Origin of the sequence: Mycobacterium dioxanotrophicus (genome assembly GCF_002157835.1) — a bacterium.
Lineage (GTDB): Bacteria > Actinomycetota > Actinomycetes > Mycobacteriales > Mycobacteriaceae > Mycobacterium > Mycobacterium dioxanotrophicus.
In genome coordinates this window covers 1,543,136-1,561,665 of the sequence record NZ_CP020809.1, presented here as the reverse complement: position 1 = coordinate 1,561,665, position 18,530 = coordinate 1,543,136, and the positions used below count along the sequence as shown (strand labels likewise).

Annotated in this window: 19 protein-coding genes, 1 tRNA gene and 1 pseudogene; 9 read left to right on the top strand and 12 right to left on the bottom strand. The window is 67.3% G+C overall.

Annotated elements, in window-relative coordinates; translation table 11 throughout:
- Positions 1–14 precede the first annotated feature (14 nt).
- The 4 genes from BTO20_RS07485 to BTO20_RS07470 all read right to left on the bottom strand — a co-directional run bounded on the left by BTO20_RS07485 (position 15) and on the right by BTO20_RS07470 (position 5,125).
- Positions 15–1,016 carry a GNAT family N-acetyltransferase gene (locus BTO20_RS07485; protein WP_087074655.1) on the bottom strand — a complete coding sequence of 334 codons (1,002 nt, stop codon included), beginning with the start codon at positions 1,014–1,016 and terminating at the stop codon, positions 15–17.
- Positions 1,017–1,097: 81 nt separating this feature from the next.
- Entirely contained in the window at positions 1,098–2,993 is a 1,896-nt protein-coding gene (locus BTO20_RS07480) for a potassium transporter Kup (RefSeq protein ID WP_087081749.1), read from the bottom strand.
- A gap of 234 nt (positions 2,994–3,227) precedes the next feature.
- Positions 3,228–4,688, bottom strand: a complete 1,461-nt coding sequence (locus BTO20_RS07475) for a catalase (RefSeq protein WP_087074653.1) — start codon at positions 4,686–4,688, stop codon at positions 3,228–3,230.
- On the bottom strand, positions 4,685–5,125 hold the full coding sequence (locus BTO20_RS07470) for a Fur family transcriptional regulator (protein ID WP_087074651.1): 441 nt from the start codon (positions 5,123–5,125) through the stop codon (positions 4,685–4,687). Before BTO20_RS07470 ends, BTO20_RS07475 begins: the two co-directional genes overlap by 4 nt.
- Positions 5,126–5,273: 148 nt before the next feature.
- Here BTO20_RS07470 and BTO20_RS07465 point away from each other — a divergent pair, with 148 nt between their 5' ends.
- Complete coding sequence (locus BTO20_RS07465) at positions 5,274–5,759, top strand: MarR family winged helix-turn-helix transcriptional regulator (protein ID WP_087074648.1); 486 nt, start codon at positions 5,274–5,276, stop codon at positions 5,757–5,759.
- 18 nt (positions 5,760–5,777) lie between these two features.
- Here the strand turns inward: BTO20_RS07465 and BTO20_RS07460 are convergent, their stop codons facing one another.
- From BTO20_RS07460 to BTO20_RS07435, 6 genes are all read right to left on the bottom strand, one after another.
- Entirely contained in the window at positions 5,778–6,224 is a 447-nt protein-coding gene (locus tag BTO20_RS07460) for a hypothetical protein (RefSeq protein ID WP_232491082.1), read from the bottom strand.
- A gap of 75 nt (positions 6,225–6,299) precedes the next feature.
- Positions 6,300–6,372: transfer RNA gene (locus BTO20_RS07455), tRNA-Ala, on the bottom strand.
- A 54-nt stretch (positions 6,373–6,426) separates the two neighbouring features.
- Positions 6,427–7,515, bottom strand: coding sequence for a divisome protein SepX/GlpR (gene sepX / locus BTO20_RS07450; RefSeq protein ID WP_087074644.1), 1,089 nt, complete (start codon positions 7,513–7,515; stop codon positions 6,427–6,429).
- Between the two features lie 235 nt (positions 7,516–7,750).
- On the bottom strand, positions 7,751–8,404 hold the full coding sequence (locus tag BTO20_RS07445; protein ID WP_198344284.1) for a GNAT family N-acetyltransferase: 654 nt from the start codon (positions 8,402–8,404) through the stop codon (positions 7,751–7,753).
- 3 nt (positions 8,405–8,407) lie between these two features.
- Positions 8,408–9,667, bottom strand: a complete 1,260-nt coding sequence (glp, locus tag BTO20_RS07440; RefSeq protein ID WP_087074641.1) for a molybdotransferase-like divisome protein Glp — start codon at positions 9,665–9,667, stop codon at positions 8,408–8,410.
- 45 nt (positions 9,668–9,712) lie between these two features.
- A complete protein-coding gene (locus BTO20_RS07435; RefSeq protein ID WP_198344283.1) occupies positions 9,713–10,636 on the bottom strand; it encodes a UTP--glucose-1-phosphate uridylyltransferase in 924 nt (307 codons plus the stop codon).
- Positions 10,637–10,675: 39 nt separating this feature from the next.
- On the opposite strand from BTO20_RS07435, the gene BTO20_RS07430 reads away from it, so the two are divergent.
- The 4 genes from BTO20_RS07430 to BTO20_RS07415 all read left to right on the top strand — a co-directional run bounded on the left by BTO20_RS07430 (position 10,676) and on the right by BTO20_RS07415 (position 15,390).
- Positions 10,676–11,263, top strand: a complete 588-nt coding sequence (locus BTO20_RS07430) for a 5-formyltetrahydrofolate cyclo-ligase (protein ID WP_408632157.1) — start codon at positions 10,676–10,678, stop codon at positions 11,261–11,263.
- Between the two features lie 19 nt (positions 11,264–11,282).
- Complete coding sequence (locus BTO20_RS07425) at positions 11,283–12,566, top strand: PucR family transcriptional regulator (protein WP_157680166.1); 1,284 nt, start codon at positions 11,283–11,285, stop codon at positions 12,564–12,566.
- A 122-nt stretch (positions 12,567–12,688) separates the two neighbouring features.
- A complete protein-coding gene (locus BTO20_RS07420; RefSeq protein ID WP_087074634.1) occupies positions 12,689–14,515 on the top strand; it encodes an amino acid permease in 1,827 nt (608 codons plus the stop codon).
- A complete protein-coding gene (locus BTO20_RS07415) occupies positions 14,512–15,390 on the top strand; it encodes a universal stress protein (RefSeq protein ID WP_087074632.1) in 879 nt (292 codons plus the stop codon). The genes BTO20_RS07420 and BTO20_RS07415 overlap by 4 nt, the downstream gene beginning before the upstream one ends.
- Here BTO20_RS07415 and BTO20_RS07410 read toward each other — a convergent pair.
- On the bottom strand, positions 15,387–15,998 hold the full coding sequence (locus BTO20_RS07410; protein ID WP_198344282.1) for a TetR/AcrR family transcriptional regulator: 612 nt from the start codon (positions 15,996–15,998) through the stop codon (positions 15,387–15,389). The two genes, BTO20_RS07415 and BTO20_RS07410, sit on opposite strands and share 4 nt — an antisense overlap.
- A gap of 14 nt (positions 15,999–16,012) precedes the next feature.
- On the opposite strand from BTO20_RS07410, the gene BTO20_RS07405 reads away from it, so the two are divergent.
- The 4 genes from BTO20_RS07405 to mscL all read left to right on the top strand — a co-directional run bounded on the left by BTO20_RS07405 (position 16,013) and on the right by mscL (position 18,171).
- A complete protein-coding gene (locus BTO20_RS07405; protein ID WP_157680165.1) occupies positions 16,013–16,429 on the top strand; it encodes a DUF6463 family protein in 417 nt (138 codons plus the stop codon).
- Between the two features lie 198 nt (positions 16,430–16,627).
- Positions 16,628–16,954, top strand: a complete 327-nt coding sequence (locus BTO20_RS07400) for an FmdB family zinc ribbon protein (protein WP_087074626.1) — start codon at positions 16,628–16,630, stop codon at positions 16,952–16,954.
- A gap of 69 nt (positions 16,955–17,023) precedes the next feature.
- Positions 17,024–17,665, top strand: coding sequence for an SAF domain-containing protein (locus tag BTO20_RS07395; RefSeq protein WP_087074624.1), 642 nt, complete (start codon positions 17,024–17,026; stop codon positions 17,663–17,665).
- Between the two features lie 101 nt (positions 17,666–17,766).
- Positions 17,767–18,171: a large-conductance mechanosensitive channel protein MscL gene (gene mscL / locus BTO20_RS07390; protein ID WP_087074622.1), complete on the top strand. Its 405-nt coding sequence runs from the start codon at positions 17,767–17,769 to the stop codon at positions 18,169–18,171.
- A gap of 74 nt (positions 18,172–18,245) precedes the next feature.
- On the opposite strand, the pseudogene BTO20_RS07385 reads toward mscL, so the two are convergent.
- Positions 18,246–18,500 (bottom strand): annotated as a pseudogene (locus BTO20_RS07385) (MspA family porin); the annotation flags it as partial.
- Positions 18,501–18,530 lie beyond the last annotated feature (30 nt).

The following is an 18,530-nucleotide window of genomic DNA, read 5'->3' as shown; positions in this document are numbered from 1 at the left end:
ACTCCGCCGATCCGTCACTGACTCACCGCCCGGATGACCTGGCGGGTGGCGTCGCGGATCTGCTCGACGAGCTCGGCCGGCAACAGCAGGGAATCAGCAGGTGGCACAACCACTTCCGTGGTCACCACACCCAGGTCATCGCGATGCCAAACCGCTCCGAGCCGGTCAAGGATGTGCCGCATGGCGTAGTTGTCGGTCAATACCCGGGCGGTAAAACGTTCAACGCCAACGTATCCCGCCGAGACCACCAGCGCGCCCATCAGAAAGCTGCCGATGCCACGGCCTTGATAGTCGTCACCGACGGTGAAAGCCACTTCCGCCGTCGTCGAATCGGGTTCGTCGCGCACGAACCGGGCGTCGGCCACCACAGGCCCAAGCGCACCCTCGGTCATCACCCACACGAAGTGTTCGGCGTAATCCACCTCGAACAGGTACTCCAGCAACGCCTTGGTGGGCTTACGCACCGACTGGAAACGCCGGTAAAGGGTTTCGCTGGAAAACTCGACAGGCCCATTCAGCGTGCGTTCCACATCGCCGGGCAGCACCGGACGCAGATAAAACCAGTCCTCGCTACGCACTTGGACCGGGATCGGCGTGATGAACGCCGCCAGCCGCTGCCGCGCGATCCGCACCAGCTTGTCGAGCATGCCGGGCAGTTCGAGCAGCGTCGCGAAGGCATCCCGATCGCCGACCCAGCCGATCAACGGCTCGATCGCCACCACCGTGGCGGACCGTGGCGCGTCGCGCAGCAGAGCGATCTCGCCCACGATGAGCCCCGGGCCGATCTCGGCAACCATCGTCACCCCGTCATCGCCGGTGTGGATGACCTGCACCCGGCCGCGGCGGATCGCCAGATAGGACACCGCGCGCTCGCCCTGCCGCATCAGCACCTCGCCGGGTGCCGCCGTCAACGGTCGCAACTGCGCGGCCAGCGGGGCCAGATCGGACAGCCGGCATTCGGCGAAGAACTCCAGAGCAGCCAACTCGTCGGCGCGGACTCCGGTCAGTTCGTCCACGTCCCCTCCGGTCCTCGCTTGGCACCAGGCTACGACGGATACCCCCGCGCCGAGGTCGGACGCGGCCAAACCGGACGAGACTCACACCTCGATGCGTGAGCCGATGATCACCGTGCGGTCGAGCGGAAGTTTGAAGTAGGCCGCGGCATCAGCGGTGATGTAGGAGGTGGCGATGAACAGCCGTTTACGCCATTGCGCCATGGTGGGTGCGTCTCCTGCCACCAGATCGATCTTGGACAGGAAGTACGACGCATCGGCGATATCGACGGGCCCCTCGGTCAGTGACGGGTCGAGCTTGCGCAGCGTGGCCGGCACGTTGGGCCGTTCCATATAGCCGAACCGCGCCGTCACGTGCACGATGCCGTCGTCGCTGTGGCCCAGGTCGCTGACCGAGATGCGCTCGGCCTGCGGTACGCGCGGGATGGGTTCGGTGTCCAGCGACAGGATGATGACGTGCCGGTGCAGCACGTGGTTGTGTTCGACGTTGGAGCGCATGGCCAACGGCGCGGTGTTGCCGCTGCGGTTGAGGAACACCGCAGTGCCGGGTACCCGCGGCAACGGGGGACGACTCCGTGCCAATTCATCGATGAACTCCGAGAGCGACCCCTCGACGTTCTCCCGGGCTGCGGTGACGATGTGACGGCCGCGCTGCCAGGTGGTCATGATCGCGAACGTCACCACGCCGATCAGCAACGGCAGCCAGGCGCCGTGCACGATCTTGGTCAGGTTGGCCGCGAACAGCAGCAGATCCGCTGTGAGGAGTCCACCACCGCCGAACACCACGAGCCACATCGGCGTGTTCCAGCGGGTGCGGGCGTAATAGAGGAACAGCGTGGTGGTGATCGTGATGGTCGCGGTGACGGCCATACCGTAGGCATACGCCAGCGCTGCGGAGCTGCGGAATGCGAACACCAGTGTCAGCACGCCCACGAACAGCACGCCGTTGATCCACGGCACGTAGACCTGGCCGATGGTGGAGGCCGACGTGTGCGCGATGCGCAGCCGCGGCAGATAACCCAGTTGCGCCGCCTGTGAGGCCACCGAATAGGCCCCGGTGATCACGGCCTGCGACGCGATGACGGTCGCCGCCGCGGCCAGCACGACGATCGGCAGCCTGGCCCACTCGGGGGCGAGGAGGAAAAACGGTGCGCTGACGTTGTTCTCGTCACCGATCAGCAGCGCCCCCTGCCCGAAATAACTCAAGGTGCATGCCGGCAGCACCAGCGACAGCCAGCCCCGGGTGATGGCCTTGCGGCCAAAGTGGCCCATGTCGGCGTACAGCGCCTCGGCGCCGGTGACGGCGAGCACGACGGCCGCGAGGGCGAAGAACGCGATGTGGAAGTGGCCCAGAACAAATCCCAGCGCGTAGGTGGGCGACAGCGCCCACAGGATCTGCGGGTGGGTGACGATCCCGCCCACACCACATGCCCCGATCGCGACGAACCACACGACCATGACCGGTCCGAAGAACCGGCCGACGACGGCTGTGCCATGCCGCTGCACCGCGAACAGCGCCGCGATGATCACCGCGGTGATCGGCACCACCCACTCCCCCAGCCCGGGTTCGACGACCTTGAGGCCCTCGACCGCCGAGAGTACCGAGATGGCCGGGGTGATCATGCTGTCACCGAAAAACAGTGCGGCACCGAAGATTCCGAGAGCGGCCAGCAGCATCGCGGTGCGGTGTCCCGCCGAGCCGCCCCACCGCTGCAGCAGGGTGATCAGCGCCATGATGCCGCCCTCGCCGTTGTTGTCGGCGCGCATGATGAGCATGACGTAGGTCAGGGTGACGATGGTCGCGACGGTCCAGAAGATCAGCGACACCACGCCGTAGACATTGTTGTCGTTGAGCGGAACGGGGTGCGGATCATCCGGATTGAACAGCGTCTGCAGGGTGTAGATGGGGCTGGTGCCGATGTCGCCGAAGACCACACCGAGCGCCGAGATCACGACCGCGAACGTGACTTTCTGCCCCATCGCGGAGGCCGTGTGGTCGGTGACTGAGTTCGGGTGGGCCACAACGCGCCTCTCGTTCAGCGGGTGCCGCCGATCGATTGCTCCCGGCTGGGCACGGCAAGCATAACGAGAAGCTCGAGCAGATTTGTCATAGATGACGGCTCTGCAATGGTCGCAGTCACAGCGACCATTGCAGAGGCACATCCGGGCACAGGGCAAGCGTTTTGACGCAATCCTTACGCCCCTGTGGCGAGATCAGCGGCCTTGGCGCACAGCCTTTTCGATGCGTGCTCCCAGCTCGGCGTCAATGTTGCGCCAGTACTGCAGCGCCCGGTCGAGCACCTCGCCGGTGACTGTGGCGAGTGCGCCGGTCACCTGAGCCACGGCCGCGTCGCGTTGTGCGTCGTCCCAGACGTTGCGCACCAACGTGCCGGCCTGGCCGAAATCGTCGTCCTCGGTGTGCAGCGCGTAGGCCGCGCGCAACAGCTCACCGTCGGCTTCCCAGCCGTCCTCGGCCGGGCCCGTGGCGTCCGCCCACGGCCGCCCGATGCTGTTCGGCGCATACACCGCTGCCGCGCCAGAGTGGTGATAGGTCATCTGTCCGTCGAACAGATAGGTGTTGACGGGCACGCCTTCGCGCGGCTGATTCACCGGCAGCTGGTGGAAATTGGTGCCGATCCGGTTGCGCTGGGCGTCGGCATAGGCGAACGCCCGGCCGAGCAGCATCTTGTCCGGCGACAGGCCCGTACCGGGCACGGTGTTGCCGGGCGAGAACGCGGCCTGCTCGATCTGGGCGAAGAAGTTCTCGGGGTTGCGATTGAGCGTGTAGATGCCCACCGGGATCAGCGGATAGTCGGCATGTGGCCACACCTTCGTCAGGTCGAACGGGTTGAACCGGTAGTCGGCAGCCTCGGCGTAGGGCATCACCTGTACCGACAGCCGCCAGCTCGGGTGGTCGCCGCGGGCGATGGCGTCGAACAGGTCCCGGCGGTGGAAGTCGGCATCGGTGCCGGCCAGCGCCGCGGCCTCGTCGTTGGTGAGGAACTCCACGCCCTGATGGGTGTGGAAGTGGTACTTGACCCAGAACTTCTCGCCCCCGGCGTTGACCCACAGGTAGGTGTGTGAACCGTAGCCGTTCATGTGCCGCCAGGTCCGCGGCAGTCCGCGGCGGCCCATCAAATAGGTGACCTGGTGGGCGGATTCGGGGTTGAGCGTCCAGAAGTCCCATTGCATCTGGGCCGAGCGCAACCCGGAATCGGGCAGCCGCTTCTGGCTGCGGATGAAGTGCGGGAACTTGATCGGGTCGCGCAGGAAGAAGACCGGGGTGTTGTTGCCGACGATGTCGTAGTTGCCCTCGGACGTGTAGAACTTCATCGCGTAGCCGCGGACGTCGCGCCACGTGTCCGGGCTGCCCTGTTCGCCGGCCACCGTGGAGAACCGCACGAGAAGATCGGTGTCGGTGCCTTTCTGGAACACGGCGGCCTTCGTGTACTGCGAGACGTCCTCGGTCACCTTGAGGACACCGAAGGCCCCGGACCCTTTGGCGTGCGGGCTGCGCTCAGGCACCCGCTCCCGATTGAAGTGAGCCATCTGCTCCAGGAAGTGCACGTCGTGCAGCACGATCGGGCCGTTGGAACCGACGCTGAGCGAATTGCGATCGCTGGCTGCCGGGGCGCCGGTGCCGGTGGTGGAGCCGGCGGATTCTGTTGCGGTCATGCGAATCTCCGATCGGTGGTGCTGTTGCTGATTCGACATTCGGGACAGATGCCCCAAAAGGTCACTTCGGCTTCGTCGAACTCGAAGCCCGTCTCGGTGTGGACGCGCAGGCACGGCGCGCTCCTGGCGTCGCAGACGACGTCGACGATGGCACCGCATTCACGGCATACCGCGTGGTGGTGGTTGTCGCCGGTGTCGAGTTCGTAGCGCGCCGGTGATCCCGCTGGTTCGATCCGGCGCAGCAGACCCGCCTTGGTGAGGGCGTACACCACGTCATAGACCGCCTGCACCGACAACGATCCGATGCGGGCGCGGGCCCCGGCGATGATGGCGTCGACGGCGGAATGCGGCGATTCACCGACCTCGGTGAGCACCGCGAGCCGGGCCTGGGTCACCCGCAACCCTGCCGCCCGCAGCTCGTCGCGCCAGAGCGTCACACCGCTCGCCTCCTCAGGGTCCGTGGAATCTGTTGTGTCCCAGCCTCCGCCACTCTCTTGCATAATGCAAGTCTTGCGCTATGCAAAACCTGTGATTGTGAGAAATCAGGCCAACTCAAACGGCCCTCGACGTGGGATACTTTTCGCCATGGCCACGGCGAATCAGGTTGCGACAACGAAGACACCGGTCGACGAACTCGTCGCATTCGAGGTCGCGACGCGCGACCTGGTGGGCGTGGCACTACGCAGCGTCGAGCAGCTCGAGGTGTCCCTCCCGCAGTTCCGGCTGCTGCTGACACTGTCCGAGCTCGGCCGGTCCACGTCGTCGGACTGCGCCCGCGCGCTCGGTGTCGTCGGCTCGTCCGTCACCCGTCTGGCCGACCGGCTGCACAATTCCGGCCATCTGGTCCGCGGCACGGATCCGACCAACCGCAGCATCGTCACGTTGGAGCTCACCGCCCAGGGCCGCAAACTGGTCAAGCAGGTCAGCACCCGGCGCCGCCGTGAGTTGAGTCGGGTGCTCGACACCATCAACGCCGACGAGCGGGCGGCATGCGCGGCGGTACTGCGCACGCTGCATGATCACTTCGGCGACGACTACGCGGGTGACCTGTACAACCCGATGCCGCTGTAGCCCAACGGTTTAGCTACATCAGCGGCGCGCAGCCGGAGTCAGCGCAGCGACCCACGCCGGGTTGTCGGTAACAAAGAAGCCGACCTCACCGTCGGCGGTCTGGACCACCAAGTGCTCGCGGCCGCCGACCACCGCGCCCTTGAAGGCCTTGGCCAGCCGCACCCCCCTGATCGAGGCGACCGGAATCTCGAAGGCCTTGCCGGTCAGCGTCCGGAACAGCAGCCGTCGACCGCTCAGCGCGATCAGGCCGTTGTTGGACACCATCGGGTACCCGGGCGCCGTCGCTCCGCGGTAGACCCCCTTCTCCGGACCACGCACCACGCCTTCGGATTCCAGGTCGGTCGTCAACTGCGCGGCGGCAGCCCGGCTACGCCGCCGGAACCAGAAGATGATCGGTATCCAGATCAGTACCTGGACACCGAGGATGCCCAGGACCAGCACGACGACGAACACCGGCGTACTCACGGGTTGGATTGTCCGACATCAGCCGGCTCCCGTGCCAGAAAACAAGAAAACCCCAGACCAGCTGGGGTTTTTCTGTGGAGCTAAGGGGAATCGAACCCCTGACCTACTCGATGCGAACGAGTCGCGCTACCAACTGCGCCATAGCCCCTGATACCGAGAGGAAAGGCTACCAGCCCGTGGGCCGGGAACCGAAACCGGCTGGTTACTGCCCGGCCGCGCGCGGCAGATCGTATTCGCGGGTGAACGGTACGTAGTCCAGATGCTCGAAAATGGGGTCTTCGTCGTCGATGTCGAGAACGACCGAACCGGGCCGGCGTAACCGGGACGGCACGACGTCGAGCTTGTGGTCGTCGGTATTCTCTACGCCCAGCCGAGACCGCATCATGCGCTGGGCGCGCCGTCGGCGCAGCTGTTCCTCGATGCGGGTCTGGCGGCGCAGGTAGCCCAGGTACAGCACGGTCACGGTGGCGACGGCGCCAAAGACCCACCATGCCGACGGGGTCAGCAGGAATGCCGCGGCTGCCGTGAACACCATCAGCGCCGCGAACACCGCGAGCACCCGCTTGCGGAACTTGTATTTGCGAGCGCTCACCGCGGCGGCGGTCTTGGATTCGAACCGGCGGCTGCGCGACTCTTTCACCGATGCCGCGGCGGGCGCCTCTTCGGCCTCGTCCTCGCCGTCCTCGTCGGGCTCGGATTCCAGCCCCGACGAATCGGCTACGTACTCGTACTCGTCGGCGGTGCCGTCGGCCTGCGCGTCGTCGACCCGGACATCGTCGGTCTCGGCGGCCTCGTCGGGCTGAGCTGCCGGCTCGTCGAGATCCGTTGGCAGCTGTTCGGTTTCAGCCTCGGCGGTCGCACTGGCCTCGGGTTCGAGCTCGATGTGCTCGAACTGGTCGGTCGCGGGTTCCTCGGCCTGCAGGGTGCTGACGGGCAGCGCGCCGGAATCCTCTTCGACGATGTCGACGTCGAGGTAATCGGGCTCGGCGGGCTCGGCCGCCGCGGCAACGACCACCACCGACCGCTCCGGCGTCGTCTCCTCGAACTCGTCGTCGGGTTCTTCGTCGAGGTGGTCACCGGACCGTTGCCAGTGCGGGTCGCTGTGGTGGCCTGCGGCCGGACCCCGCCGCAGCCGCTGCGCATTGCGACCGCCGTTGAGAACCCGCGTGGCGAGCGCGACGTCACTGGTGCGACGGACCGCGTCACGCTTGCTGATCAACATCGGAACCAACACGAAGAGCCAGAGGACGACGAGAGAAATCCAAAGCAGAGACTGGGGGATGCTTGGCATGAAGCCTGCTCCTTTCCCCATCAGGCTAGGTCTGTGACCAGCGCATCCGTGGGCGGCGCGCCGAGGTCAATTACACACCTGTAATTCACCTGAGACAAGCACCAACAGCCCCAAGTGTCACATTAGTAACAGGTTGCTCGGCAAAGACACCGCGAGATTGCGTCCAGGGCCGTGGATCCGGGCAGGCCACGACCCTGAGCGCAATATGAAGGAAACCGCAGCGTCCGACGGCAAATCAGGCCCAGCTTGCCCGACCGGCTCGCACCAACGCCTGCGCGGCCGATTCCTTCATCTCGTCGACGGTGATCGCGACGAGCAGATGGTCGCGCCAGGCGCCGTCGACCTCCAGGTAGCGCCGCAGCAGGCCCTCTTCCCGGAAACCGACCCGCGCCAGCACGGCTCGGCTGATCGCGTTCTCCGGCCGCACGGTCGCCTCGACGCGGTGTAACCGCACCCCCGCGAAACAATGGTCCAGGCCCAGCGCCAACGCCGCGGTCGCGATGCCGCCGCCGGTCTTCTCACTGGCCACCCAGTAGCCGATCCACGCCGAGCGCAGCGCCCCGTGCGTGACGTTGCCGATGGTGAGCTGACCGGCGAACTGCCCGTCCAGCTCGATCACGTACGGCAGCATACGGCCCTTCCTGGCCTCTGCGCGCAGCCCCGAGCACACCGCCGGCCACGACGAAACCGCGTGGCGCACAGTCCAATCCGATCCCGATACGGGCTCCCACGGTTCCAGGTGGTAGCGGTCGGCGAGCCTGATCCGGCTCCACACCGCAGCGTCGCGCAACCGCACGGGACGCAGCCTCACCACGCCCGCGGGCACCCGCAGCGGGCCGAGTGGGTCGGGCCAACCTGGGTGGATCCCACCCGAACGAAAGATGGTCATCGGCTAGCCGCGCTGAGCCAGGAAAGCCACATCGACGGTCTCGCCGGTGCGGATCTGCTCGGCCTCGCTCGGGACGACGACCAGACAATTGGCCTCGGCCAGCGTGGCCAGCAGGTGGGTGGACGCGCCCGGCGTACCCCCGAGGGCCTGCACGAGGTATTCGCCGCTGTCCTGATCGCGCATCAACTGGCCGCGCAGATATCCGGTGCGCCCGGCCACCGAACTGATCGGCGACAGCGTGCGGGCCTGCACCACACGCCGCATCGGCTGGCGTTTACCCAGCGACAGCCGGATCAGCGGACGCACCATCACCTCGAACACCACCAACGCGCTGACCGGATTGGCGGGCAACAAGAACACGGGCACCCGATCGCGGCCCAGCTGCCCGAAGCCCTGCACCGAGCCCGGATGCATGGCGATGCGGGCCACCTCCATCTCACCCAACTCGGCGAGGACGGTCCGCACACTCTCCGCCGCGGCCCCGCCGACCGCACCGGCGATCACCACGATCTCGTTCCGATTCACCTGGCCCTCAACGGTTTCCCGTAGTTCGCCGGGATCGGTGCTGATGATGCCGACACGGTTGACCTCGGCTCCGGCATCGCGCCCGGCCGCTGCCAGCGCATAGGAGTTGACGTCATAGACCTGTCCGGTGCCCGGGGTGCGGGAGACGTCGACGAGCTCACCGCCGACGCACATCACCGACAGCCGCGGGCGCGGGTGTACCAGCACCCGGTCCCGGCCGACCGCGGCAAGCAGGCCGACCTGCGCGGGTCCGATGATGGTGCCCGCCCGCACCGCGACGTCACCGGGCTGCACATCGTCTCCGGTACGCCGCACGTAGGCACCGGATCGCACACCGCGCAGCACCCGCACGCGGTTCTGCCCGCCATCGGTCCACCGCAGCGGCAACACGGCGTCGGCGAGCGTCGGCATCGGCGCACCGGTCTGCACCCGGGCCGCCTGCCGCGGCTGCAGCCGGCTGGGAGTCCGCGCCCCCGCCTCGATCGAACCCATCACCGGCAGGCTGATCTCACCGTTGCTGCCCTCGTCCGCGTCGCCGTCGTCGCTCACACCGAGCACGTCGACGCTGCGCACCGCGTACCCGTCGATGGCAGCCTGGTCGAATCCCGGCATCGGCCGCTCGGTCACGACCTCTTCCGCGCACATCAGCCCCTGCGCTTCGGCTATGGCCACCCGCACCGGCCGAGGCGCCACCGCGGCGGCGGCCACCCTGGCCTGCTGCTCCTCCACCGAACGCACAACACACCTTCCTATCCCGTCTCTACCGGGCCCGACGCGCTGCTCTCAGTGCTCGGCCAGGCCCAACCGTTCGACCAACCACCGCCGCAACTCGGGGCCGTAGTCGTCGCGTTCCAACGCAAAGTCAACCGCAGCCATCAGGTAGCCGCCGGGATTTCCCAGGTCGTGTCGAGCGCCGCGGTGCACCACCACGTGCACGGGATGGCCTTCTTCGATCAACAGCGCGATGGCGTCGGTGAGCTGGATCTCGCCGCCCACCCCCCGCGGAACCCGGCGCAGTGCATCGAAAATCGCCCGGTCCAGCACGTAGCGGCCGGCCGCGGCGTAGTGCGACGGAGCGTCCTCGGGCTTCGGCTTCTCGACCATGCCCTTGACCCGCAGCACGTTCGGATTGTTGGAGTCGGCAACAGGTTCCACGTCGAACACGCCGTAGGCGCTGATGTCGTCGCCGGGCACCTCGATGGCGCACAGCACCGAGCCGCCGCGCTTGGACCGGGCCCGCGACATCGTCTCCAGCACGCCGGTCGGCAACACCAGGTCGTCGGGCAGCAGCACGGAGATCGCGTCTTCGTCGGGATGCAGGCTCGCCTCGACACAGCTCACGGCGTGGCCCAACCCGAGCGGCTCGGCCTGCACGACCGATTCCACCTTGATCAGAGCAGGGGCCCGCCGCACCTTCTCGAGCATCTTCACCTTGCCGCGGGCCGCGAGCGTGCCCTCCAGGACCAGGTCCTCGACGAAGTGCGCGACGACGCTGTCCTTACCTTCTGAGGTGACGATGATCAGCCGCTCGGCACCGGCCTCCGCCGCCTCGGCGGCGACGAGTTCGATGCCCGGTGTGTCGACCACCGGCAGCAGTTCTTTGGGCACTGTCTTCGTGGCGGGGAGAAACCGTGTCCCCAGGCCCGCAGCCGGAACAACCGCCGTGTACGGAATAGGCAGCGCAGGCGGCTTCGCAGACGTGGTCATCATTCACACCCTAACGCGCGTTCTGAAATGGTGGAGGTTGTGACCCCACCGACGAAGAGCGAGCTACGAGCCGCGCTCCTGCGGGCGCGACGCGCGATACCGCGGGAGCTACACGCCGCGGAGGCCGAGGCGCTGTGCGGCTGGTTACCCGGACTTGTCGGCGCCGGCCAGACCGTGTGCGCGTACGTGCCAGTCGGTTCCGAACCGGGCTCCATCGCACTCCTTGATCGGTTGCTCGAGCTCGGCAGCCGGGTGCTGCTCCCCGTGGCCCGCAACGGCGCCGACGGAGTTCCGCTGCCGCTGCAGTGGGCCGACTATCGGCCGGGCACCCTGCAGCCGGCAGATTTCGGACTGCGCGAACCTGCACCCCCCTATTTACCCGCCGAGACGGTGAATCAAGCCGCCATGATCCTGGTGCCCGCGCTGGCCGTGGACCGATCCGGTGCGCGGCTGGGGCGCGGCGCCGGCTTCTACGACCGCACCCTGAGTGCGGTGCGCGCGGGGACCAAACTGGTCGCCGTGGTGCGTGACGACGAACTGCTCGACGCGTTGCCCGCCGAACCCCACGACATCCGGATGACGCACGTGATGACGCCGACAGGGGGTGTCGCCCTCCTTGCGCCGTGAGCTGGACGACAATCAGCGGGTGCCCGAGCCGGTGACCGCTGACTTCAGCGCCCGCATGCAGCTGATCGTCGACGTGCTCGCCCAGTCCCTGGGCCGGGCCGTGCTGCTCGACGACGAAGAGCTGCACCCGATCACCCACAGTCGCCAGCTCGGTGAACTCGACGATGTCCGCGTGCACAGCGTGCTGCAGCGCGAGACCCGCGCCGAGGTCAAGGCCGCCCTGTTCGGCGTGGGGATCGGCACCGCGAACTCTGCGATGTGGACCCCGGCTTTCCCGCAGCACGGTTTGGTGCCCCGGTACTGCGTGCCTGTCCGCACGGCGACCGAGCGCTTCGGCTACCTGTGGATCCTCGACCGCGACGGGGCGTTGCCCGCCGAAGGCCAGCGGCTGGCCGAGCAGGCCGGTGCCGACCTTTTGGCCATTCTCGACCGGCGCAATGCCACGTTGCGCGCGGAGGAATCCGCCCAGCAGACGCTGCTCACGCGGTTGCTCGGCGCCGCATCCGGTGAGCAGGCCGAGCAGGCGGTGCGGGAACTGCAGGCCAGAGACATGGCCCAGCCCGACAGCACCGTGAGCGTGTTCGTGTTCGAGCCGGGCACGCCGGGCGCAGGCGATCCCGTCGACCACACCATGGCGCTGCGGCTGCGGCTGGCCGCGACCGACCGGTCGCGCCAGTGGTTCACCGTCGCGGGCACGCCGACGACAGTGCTGGCCGTGGCGCGTCGCGCAGCCGCGACGGTCTCCCCTGCACCGAGCCTCGACGTCGCCGATACCGCGGCCGACATCGTGGCCGACGCCATCGCCGCCAGCTACGGCATCCGGCCCGCGATCGGCGCGTCGACCGAGCGGCTGCCGATCACGCAGGCCGCCGTCGCGCTGCGACAGGCCCGCACGGCGCTGCGGCTGGGGCAGATCGGCGCGTCCGATCAGCAGGTCACGGCGTGGTCGAAGCTCGGGTCCTGGAGAACCCTTGCGCTGCTTGCCGAGGCCTATGGCTCCGACCGGCTCATCGAGCTCATCCATCCCGGCATCGTCGCCCTGATCGACGCACGTCGCGACGACCTCGTCCACACCCTCGAGGTGTACCTCGGCACCGGTGGCGATGCGCGCCGCACCGCCGAGGAGCTCTACCTGCACCGCTCCACGCTGTATTACCGGCTGGAGAAACTGACCGAGGCCGTCGGCGGCGATCTGGGTGACGGCGAGATCCGGTTCGAGCTGATGCTCGGCATCCGGCTGGCCCGATTTGCCGGGCTGTACCAGCCGCACACACCGAGCGGCGGCCGTCCGACAGCTGTCTGAACGCGCGGGGAAACTTTCGGACAATTTCGACCCCAATTTCAACCATCCGTAGCCACCCAAAGGAATAGCGTTCCTCTTCTACCAGCTTGTGACATGAATCACTTCTCGTGGAAGAGTCAGTAATGGGTGAAGCACCAGCGCTGAAAAAGGCGCTCAGCCAGCGACAGCTGCGAATGATCGCAATCGGAGGCGTCATCGGCGCCGGACTGTTCGTCGGATCCGGCGTCGTCATCAAGGACACCGGTCCCGGTTCCTTCATCACGTATGCGCTTGCCGGCGTACTGATCATCATGGTCATGCGGATGCTTGCCGAGATGGCCGTGGCCAATCCGTCCACCGGTTCGTTCGCGGACTATGCGCGCAACGCGATGGGCAACTGGGCGGGCTTCTCGGTCGGCTGGCTCTATTGGTACTTCTGGGTGGTCGTCGTGGGCTTCGAGGCCATCGCCGGCGCCAAGATCATCCGATACTGGATCCCGGCGGCCCCGATCTGGCTGACCGCGTTGCTGCTGCTGGTCGCGATGACGGCGACCAACCTGTTCTCCGTGTCGTCGTTCGGCGAGTTCGAGTTCTGGTTCGCCGGCGTCAAGGTCGCCGCGATCATCCTGTTCCTGGTCCTTGGCGGGTTGTTCGTCTTCGGCATCTGGCCGCACAAGTCGATGGATTTCTCGAACCTGACCGCTCATGACGGTTTCTTCCCGCTCGGTCCGGCAGCTGTCACGGTCGGCGTCGTCACCGTGATCTTCTCGATGGTCGGCGCCGAGATCGCCACCATCGCCGCCGCCGAATCCTCCGATCCGGAACGTGCCGTGGCCAAGGCCGCCAACTCGGTGATCCTGCGTATCGCGATCTTCTTCGTCGGCTCGGCGTTCCTGCTCGTGACGATCCTGCCGTGGAACAGCAAGCAGGTCGCGGCATCTCCCTTCGTGTCGGCGTTCACCGAGATGGGCATCCCCTACGCCGACCACATCATGAACGCCGTCGTGCTCACGGCCGTGCTGAGCTGCCTGAACTCCGGCATGTACACGGCGTCGCGGATGCTGTTCGTGTTGGCCGCCCGCCGCGAGGCGCCGCCGCAACTGGTCGCGGTCACGCGGCGCGGCGTTCCGGCCCCGGCCATCCTGACCTCGTCGGTGATCGGCCTCCTGTGCGTCATCGCCGCGGCATTCTGGCCGGACACCATCTTCGCGTTCCTGCTGAACTCCAGCGGCGCGGTGATCCTGTTCGTCTACCTGCTCATCGCGGTCTCCCAGATCGTGCTGCGCTACCGCACGTCGCCGGACAAGCTCAAGGTGAAGATGTGGCTGTTCCCGATCCTGTCGATTCTCACCGCACTGGCGATCTTCGCCATCCTCGTGCAGATGTTCATCCAGGGCGGCGACAACCGCAGCGCACTGACGCTGAGCCTGCTGTCCTGGGCCGTGGTGATCGTCCTGTACGTGGCCAACCGGTGGTACCTGAGCACCCGGCCCGAGGTGGCCGGCGTCGCACCCACCGAACATCCGCACCGAGTGCTGGTGCTGGCCAATCAGACAGTGCAGTCCAGCGAGCTGCTCGACGAGCTGCGCCGCATCGGGGCCGACCGGGAAGCCACCTACTACGTGGTGGTGCCCGCCAGCCCCATCGAGACCGGCGCCGCTGCCAGCCACGGACCGCTGGATGTCTGGGAGGCCACGAAACAGGTTGCCCAGCAACGGCTTGACGACACGCTGAGGACGTTGCGCGCCGACCATCTGGATGCCAACGGCGAGCTGGGCGACTACCGCCCGCTGCGCGCCCTGTCGTCGGCCGTCGATGCCTTCCATCCCGACCAGATCGTGATCTCGACACTGCCACCGGAGGATTCGGTGTGGGATCGCTTCGATGTGGTCGACCGCGCCCGCGCCGAGCACCAGATCCCCGTCACCCACGTGGTGGCGCGGACCGCGGCACAGGAACCCGCGTCGTGACCATCCTGGCCGCCTTCAGCGCGAGCAGTCAGGGCAGTGCCCCGCTGAACCTGGCCGCACAGCTGGCCCGCACGACCGGCGACAAGGTGGTCGCGGCAGCCGTGGTGGAACGGCCATGGCCGCCAAGGGGTGATCCGGTCGAGGAGGAGTACCTGCGCTACATCACCGCACAGGCCACCCAGTCGCTGGACCGGGCCGTGGCTGGGCTGCCCAAAGACGTCGACATTCCCACCACGGTGCACCACTCCAGTTCCGTCCCAACGGGTTTGATCGAGCTGGCGGTGGCCAACCAGGCCAATCTGGTGGTGGTCGGGTCGTCGTCCACGGGCTTGCTGGGCCGGGTCGCGCTTGGCAGCGTCACCGAACGGCTCGTGCACACCGCAGAGGTGCCGGTCGCCATCGCACCCCGGGGCTATCCGCAGCATGCCGGGCGGATCCGCAGGCTCACCGCGTCCTACGGCGGCGAGGCCGACGTCAACGGCCTCATCCCGGCCGCCGCCGAACTGGCCAAGAAGTGGTCGGCGAAGCTGCGCATCGTGTCGTTCACGGTGCGCAACACCACGGCGTTCCGCGGCATCATCGAATCCTCTGCAGAGGATCTCGTGGTGGAACAGTGGACACGACGCACCATCGCCGATATCACCAAGCAGCTCAACGATATTCGTGAGCACATGGCGGTTCCCGACGTAGACGTGGTGGTCGGCGCGGGACACGACTGGAACTCAGCGGTGGAAAGCGTGTCGTGGGACGCCGGGGACATGCTCGTGCTCGGGTCGGGCGCGGCGGCGCAATCGGCGCAGGTGTTCCTGGGCTCGGCCGCGGCCAAGATCCTGCGCCACGCGCCGGTACCGGTGATGATCGTTCCGCGCCGCTAGCCGCGCCGCGGGCGCAGCCCCGCGTCGAGGACCGTCATGACCCGCTCGGACAGGGCTGTCGCGCTGGTGTCGGGCACCTGCCCGTCACCGGCCGCGACGGCCAGTCCGTGCATCATCAGATGAATGGTGAGCGTGACGTCCGCCAACGGCAGGTCGGCGATTTCACCGGCGTCACGGGCATCGCGCAGGGCCGCCTCCGCCTCCACCCGCAACCGCGCCTCGGCTGCGGCGAGTTCGGGATGCCGGGTCCGGTCACCCAGCTCAGGCCCCCGCATCAGGCGGTACAACGCGTGTTCGGCCAACGCGAAATCAATGTAGGCACAGGTCATCCGGTGCAGGGTGGGGATGCCGGGCGCCCCTTGGCCGCGGACCAGCTTCGCCTTGGCGGCGAGGTCGTCGAACCCCTGCGTCGCCACGGCGGCCAGCAGCGCCTCTTTGTCGGCGAAATGCCGATACGACGCGGCAGGCGATACCCCAGCTCGGGCGGCCACCGCACGCAGCGTGACACCGGTGGTCCCGGTCTCGGCGAGCAGCGCGCGCGCCTCGACGATCAGCGCTCGGCGCAGATCACCGTGGTGATAGGTCTTGCGACCAGATGTGAACGTCATTAACATCCTTCAATGTGAACAGCCGAAACATTACCGCGTGGGGTGGTCGCCTGGCCGTAGTCGGCGCCGCATTCCATGTGTCGGTAGCGGCTTTGAAACGCAGAGCCGTGTGGTCACAGATCCTCGACGAAGGCGTCGCCAACACCGTGACGCTCGACCCGCCGCCCGATCGCGTGGCAGTCGCAGAGGCATTCTGGTTCAGTCCCGGCAGTTTCGGGGTTCCCCTCGGGCTGATCGGACAGCTTGTGCTGCACATGACCCGCCGAGGGCAACCGGTGCCCGTCTGGCTCGGTTGGGCCATCGTGGCGTGGGCCTGCCTTCTCGGACTGATGGTCCCGAAATCGGGAGCATGGGCCATCCTGACGGTCGGCGCCCTCATCGTCGCCGGAGAATCGGGGCGCGATCAGAAGGCCTTGCCCGCCAACATCTGACAACCGGCGAGCACGTCTGACATCGCCCGCCGCTCCTCGACCGCATCCACGCCACCCCGCGCGCCGCGAGGACCACAATGGTCACCGTCGCCCACCCGGTGCGCATGCGTCGTCGCGCGGGAATGACCCGACCCACATAGCGGTTCTAGCACTTGGGCCGGTAGAGTGCTAACAAGATTGACTTAGTCGGAGGTTTTCGTGCCTACCTATTCCTATGCATGCACCGAGTGCGGCAATCGGTTCGACGCGGTGCAGGCGTTCAGCGATGATGCGCTGACCACCTGCCCGAAGTGCTCCGGCAAGCTGCGCAAGCTGTTCGGCTCGGTCGGCGTGGTGTTCAAGGGCAGCGGTTTCTACCGCACCGACAACCGGGAGTCGGGCAAGAGCTCGTCCAACGGTTCCGCCAAGAGCTCGGAGAGCTCCAGCTCATCGGAGAAGGCGTCTTCTTCCACGTCGTCCTCCAGCAGCTCGAGCAGCTCGTCGAGCAGTTCCAGCTCCGCCCCGGCCGCCGCCGCGTCGAGCTGACCCGCAGAGTTATCCACAGGCCGGCCTAACACCGTTCCGGCGTCGGACAGCGACGCCTACGGTGACGCCATGGCCGAATCCCTCAACCCTTCGGCACTGCGCCGGCTGAGCGCTGCGCTGCGCCCGGACTGGACCCGTACGGTCGCCGCCCGGCGCGCGGCAGCCGCCGGTCTGGTTGTGCTCGCCGCCGTCGCGGCCGTGCGCGCCGATCCGCGCGGCGAGCAGGCCGAGATCGCGGTGGCTGCCCACGATCTGACACCGGGCGTGACGCTGACGGCCGAGGACGTCCGGATGGAGAGCCGTAGCTCCGACACCCTGCCCGACGGCGCGCAGACCGACCTCCAGGCACTGATCGGTGCCACTGTCGCCGGGCCCGCCCGCCGCGGCGAGGTGCTCACCGACGTGCGCCTGCTCGGGCCGCGGCTGACCGAATCGGCAGCGGGCCCCGACGCCCGGATCGTGCCGCTGCAGCTGCAGGACACCGCCGTGCTCGACCTGATCCGGCCCGGTGACGTGGTCGACGTGCTCACTGCGGGCGACAACGACGAATCCCGGCCGCGGGTGATCGCCACGAATGCGGTTGTGGTTCTGGTGTCGGAGAAGCCCAAGGGCGGCGGCGAGCGGGTCGCCTTGGTGGCCCTGCCCGCGCGGCCTGCCAACGACGTGGCCGCAGCAAGTCTGGTCGCAGCCGTGACCGTTGTGTTGCATTAGCGGTGCACAGCAGCGACGACCGAACTCTGCTGACACCTGGGGACCTCGGTTAGTGTTCGCTTGTCTGCACAAACAATCGTCACTGCAGGAAGGGTCCCCGCATGTTAAAAGGCTTCAAAGAGTTCATGATGCGCGGCAACATCGTCGACCTGGCGGTAGCTGTGGTCATCGGTACCGCGTTCACCGCGCTCGTCACGAAATTCACCGACAGCATCATCACCCCCTTGATCAACCGCATCGGCGCGGGCAAAGAATCCGACTACGGCATCCTGCGGATCCCTATCGGAGGGGATCAGGCCATCGACCTGAACATCCTGCTGTCGGCTGTCATCAACTTCGTGCTGATCGCGGCGGTCGTGTACTTCCTGATCGTCATGCCGTACAACGCGTGGCGTAGCCGCAGCCCCGCTCCCGAGCCCGACGCGACCGAGGCGGAACTGCTGACCGAGATTCGCGACCTGCTGGCCGCCCAGGCCAAGCAGAACGGCGAGAAGAAGCCGTCCTAGGCCGAAACCCCACCCCGAAGACGACAGCGGCCCCCGGAGGAATCCGGGGGCCGCTGCGTGTCTCCTGGGAGATGTCAGTTCATGTTCCAGGGTTCGCCGTAGGTGGTGACGCTGTCACCGGTGGAGGCGATCAGACGGGCGAAGGGGCGCAGCAGCACGCCACCGGCCGCGCCGGTCACGGTGCCATGCGCATTGGAGACCGCCACCCCGCCGGCCGGACCCTTGACGTCGACGGAGAAGGTCGCGACCTCCTGGATGCCCGGGCCGTTACCCAGGTCGGCCGAGATCGACACACCGGGGAACAGGTTCGGGGTGATGACCGAGCCCAGCGGGTTGAAGCCGGCCGAGAGCGGGAGGCA

Excerpts from the sequence above, each read along its gene's own strand:
- BTO20_RS07435 (WP_198344283.1), bottom strand. The coding sequence starts at position 10,636 with ATGACCACGTCTGCGAAGCCGCCTGCGCTGCCTATTCCGTACACGGCG.
- BTO20_RS07465 (WP_087074648.1), top strand. The coding sequence starts at position 5,274 with ATGGCCACGGCGAATCAGGTTGCGACAACGAAGACACCGGTCGACGAA.
- sepX (WP_087074644.1), bottom strand. The coding sequence starts at position 7,515 with ATGCCAAGCATCCCCCAGTCTCTGCTTTGGATTTCTCTCGTCGTCCTC.
- BTO20_RS07480 (WP_087081749.1), bottom strand. The coding sequence starts at position 2,993 with ATGGGGCAGAAAGTCACGTTCGCGGTCGTGATCTCGGCGCTCGGTGTG.
- mscL (WP_087074622.1), top strand. The coding sequence starts at position 17,767 with ATGTTAAAAGGCTTCAAAGAGTTCATGATGCGCGGCAACATCGTCGAC.
- BTO20_RS07445 (WP_198344284.1), bottom strand. The coding sequence starts at position 8,404 with ATGACCATCTTTCGTTCGGGTGGGATCCACCCAGGTTGGCCCGACCCA.
- BTO20_RS07395 (WP_087074624.1), top strand. The coding sequence starts at position 17,024 with ATGGCCGAATCCCTCAACCCTTCGGCACTGCGCCGGCTGAGCGCTGCG.
- BTO20_RS07475 (WP_087074653.1), bottom strand. The coding sequence starts at position 4,688 with ATGACCGCAACAGAATCCGCCGGCTCCACCACCGGCACCGGCGCCCCG.
- BTO20_RS07410 (WP_198344282.1), bottom strand. The coding sequence starts at position 15,998 with ATGACGTTCACATCTGGTCGCAAGACCTATCACCACGGTGATCTGCGC.
- BTO20_RS07420 (WP_087074634.1), top strand. The coding sequence starts at position 12,689 with ATGGGTGAAGCACCAGCGCTGAAAAAGGCGCTCAGCCAGCGACAGCTG.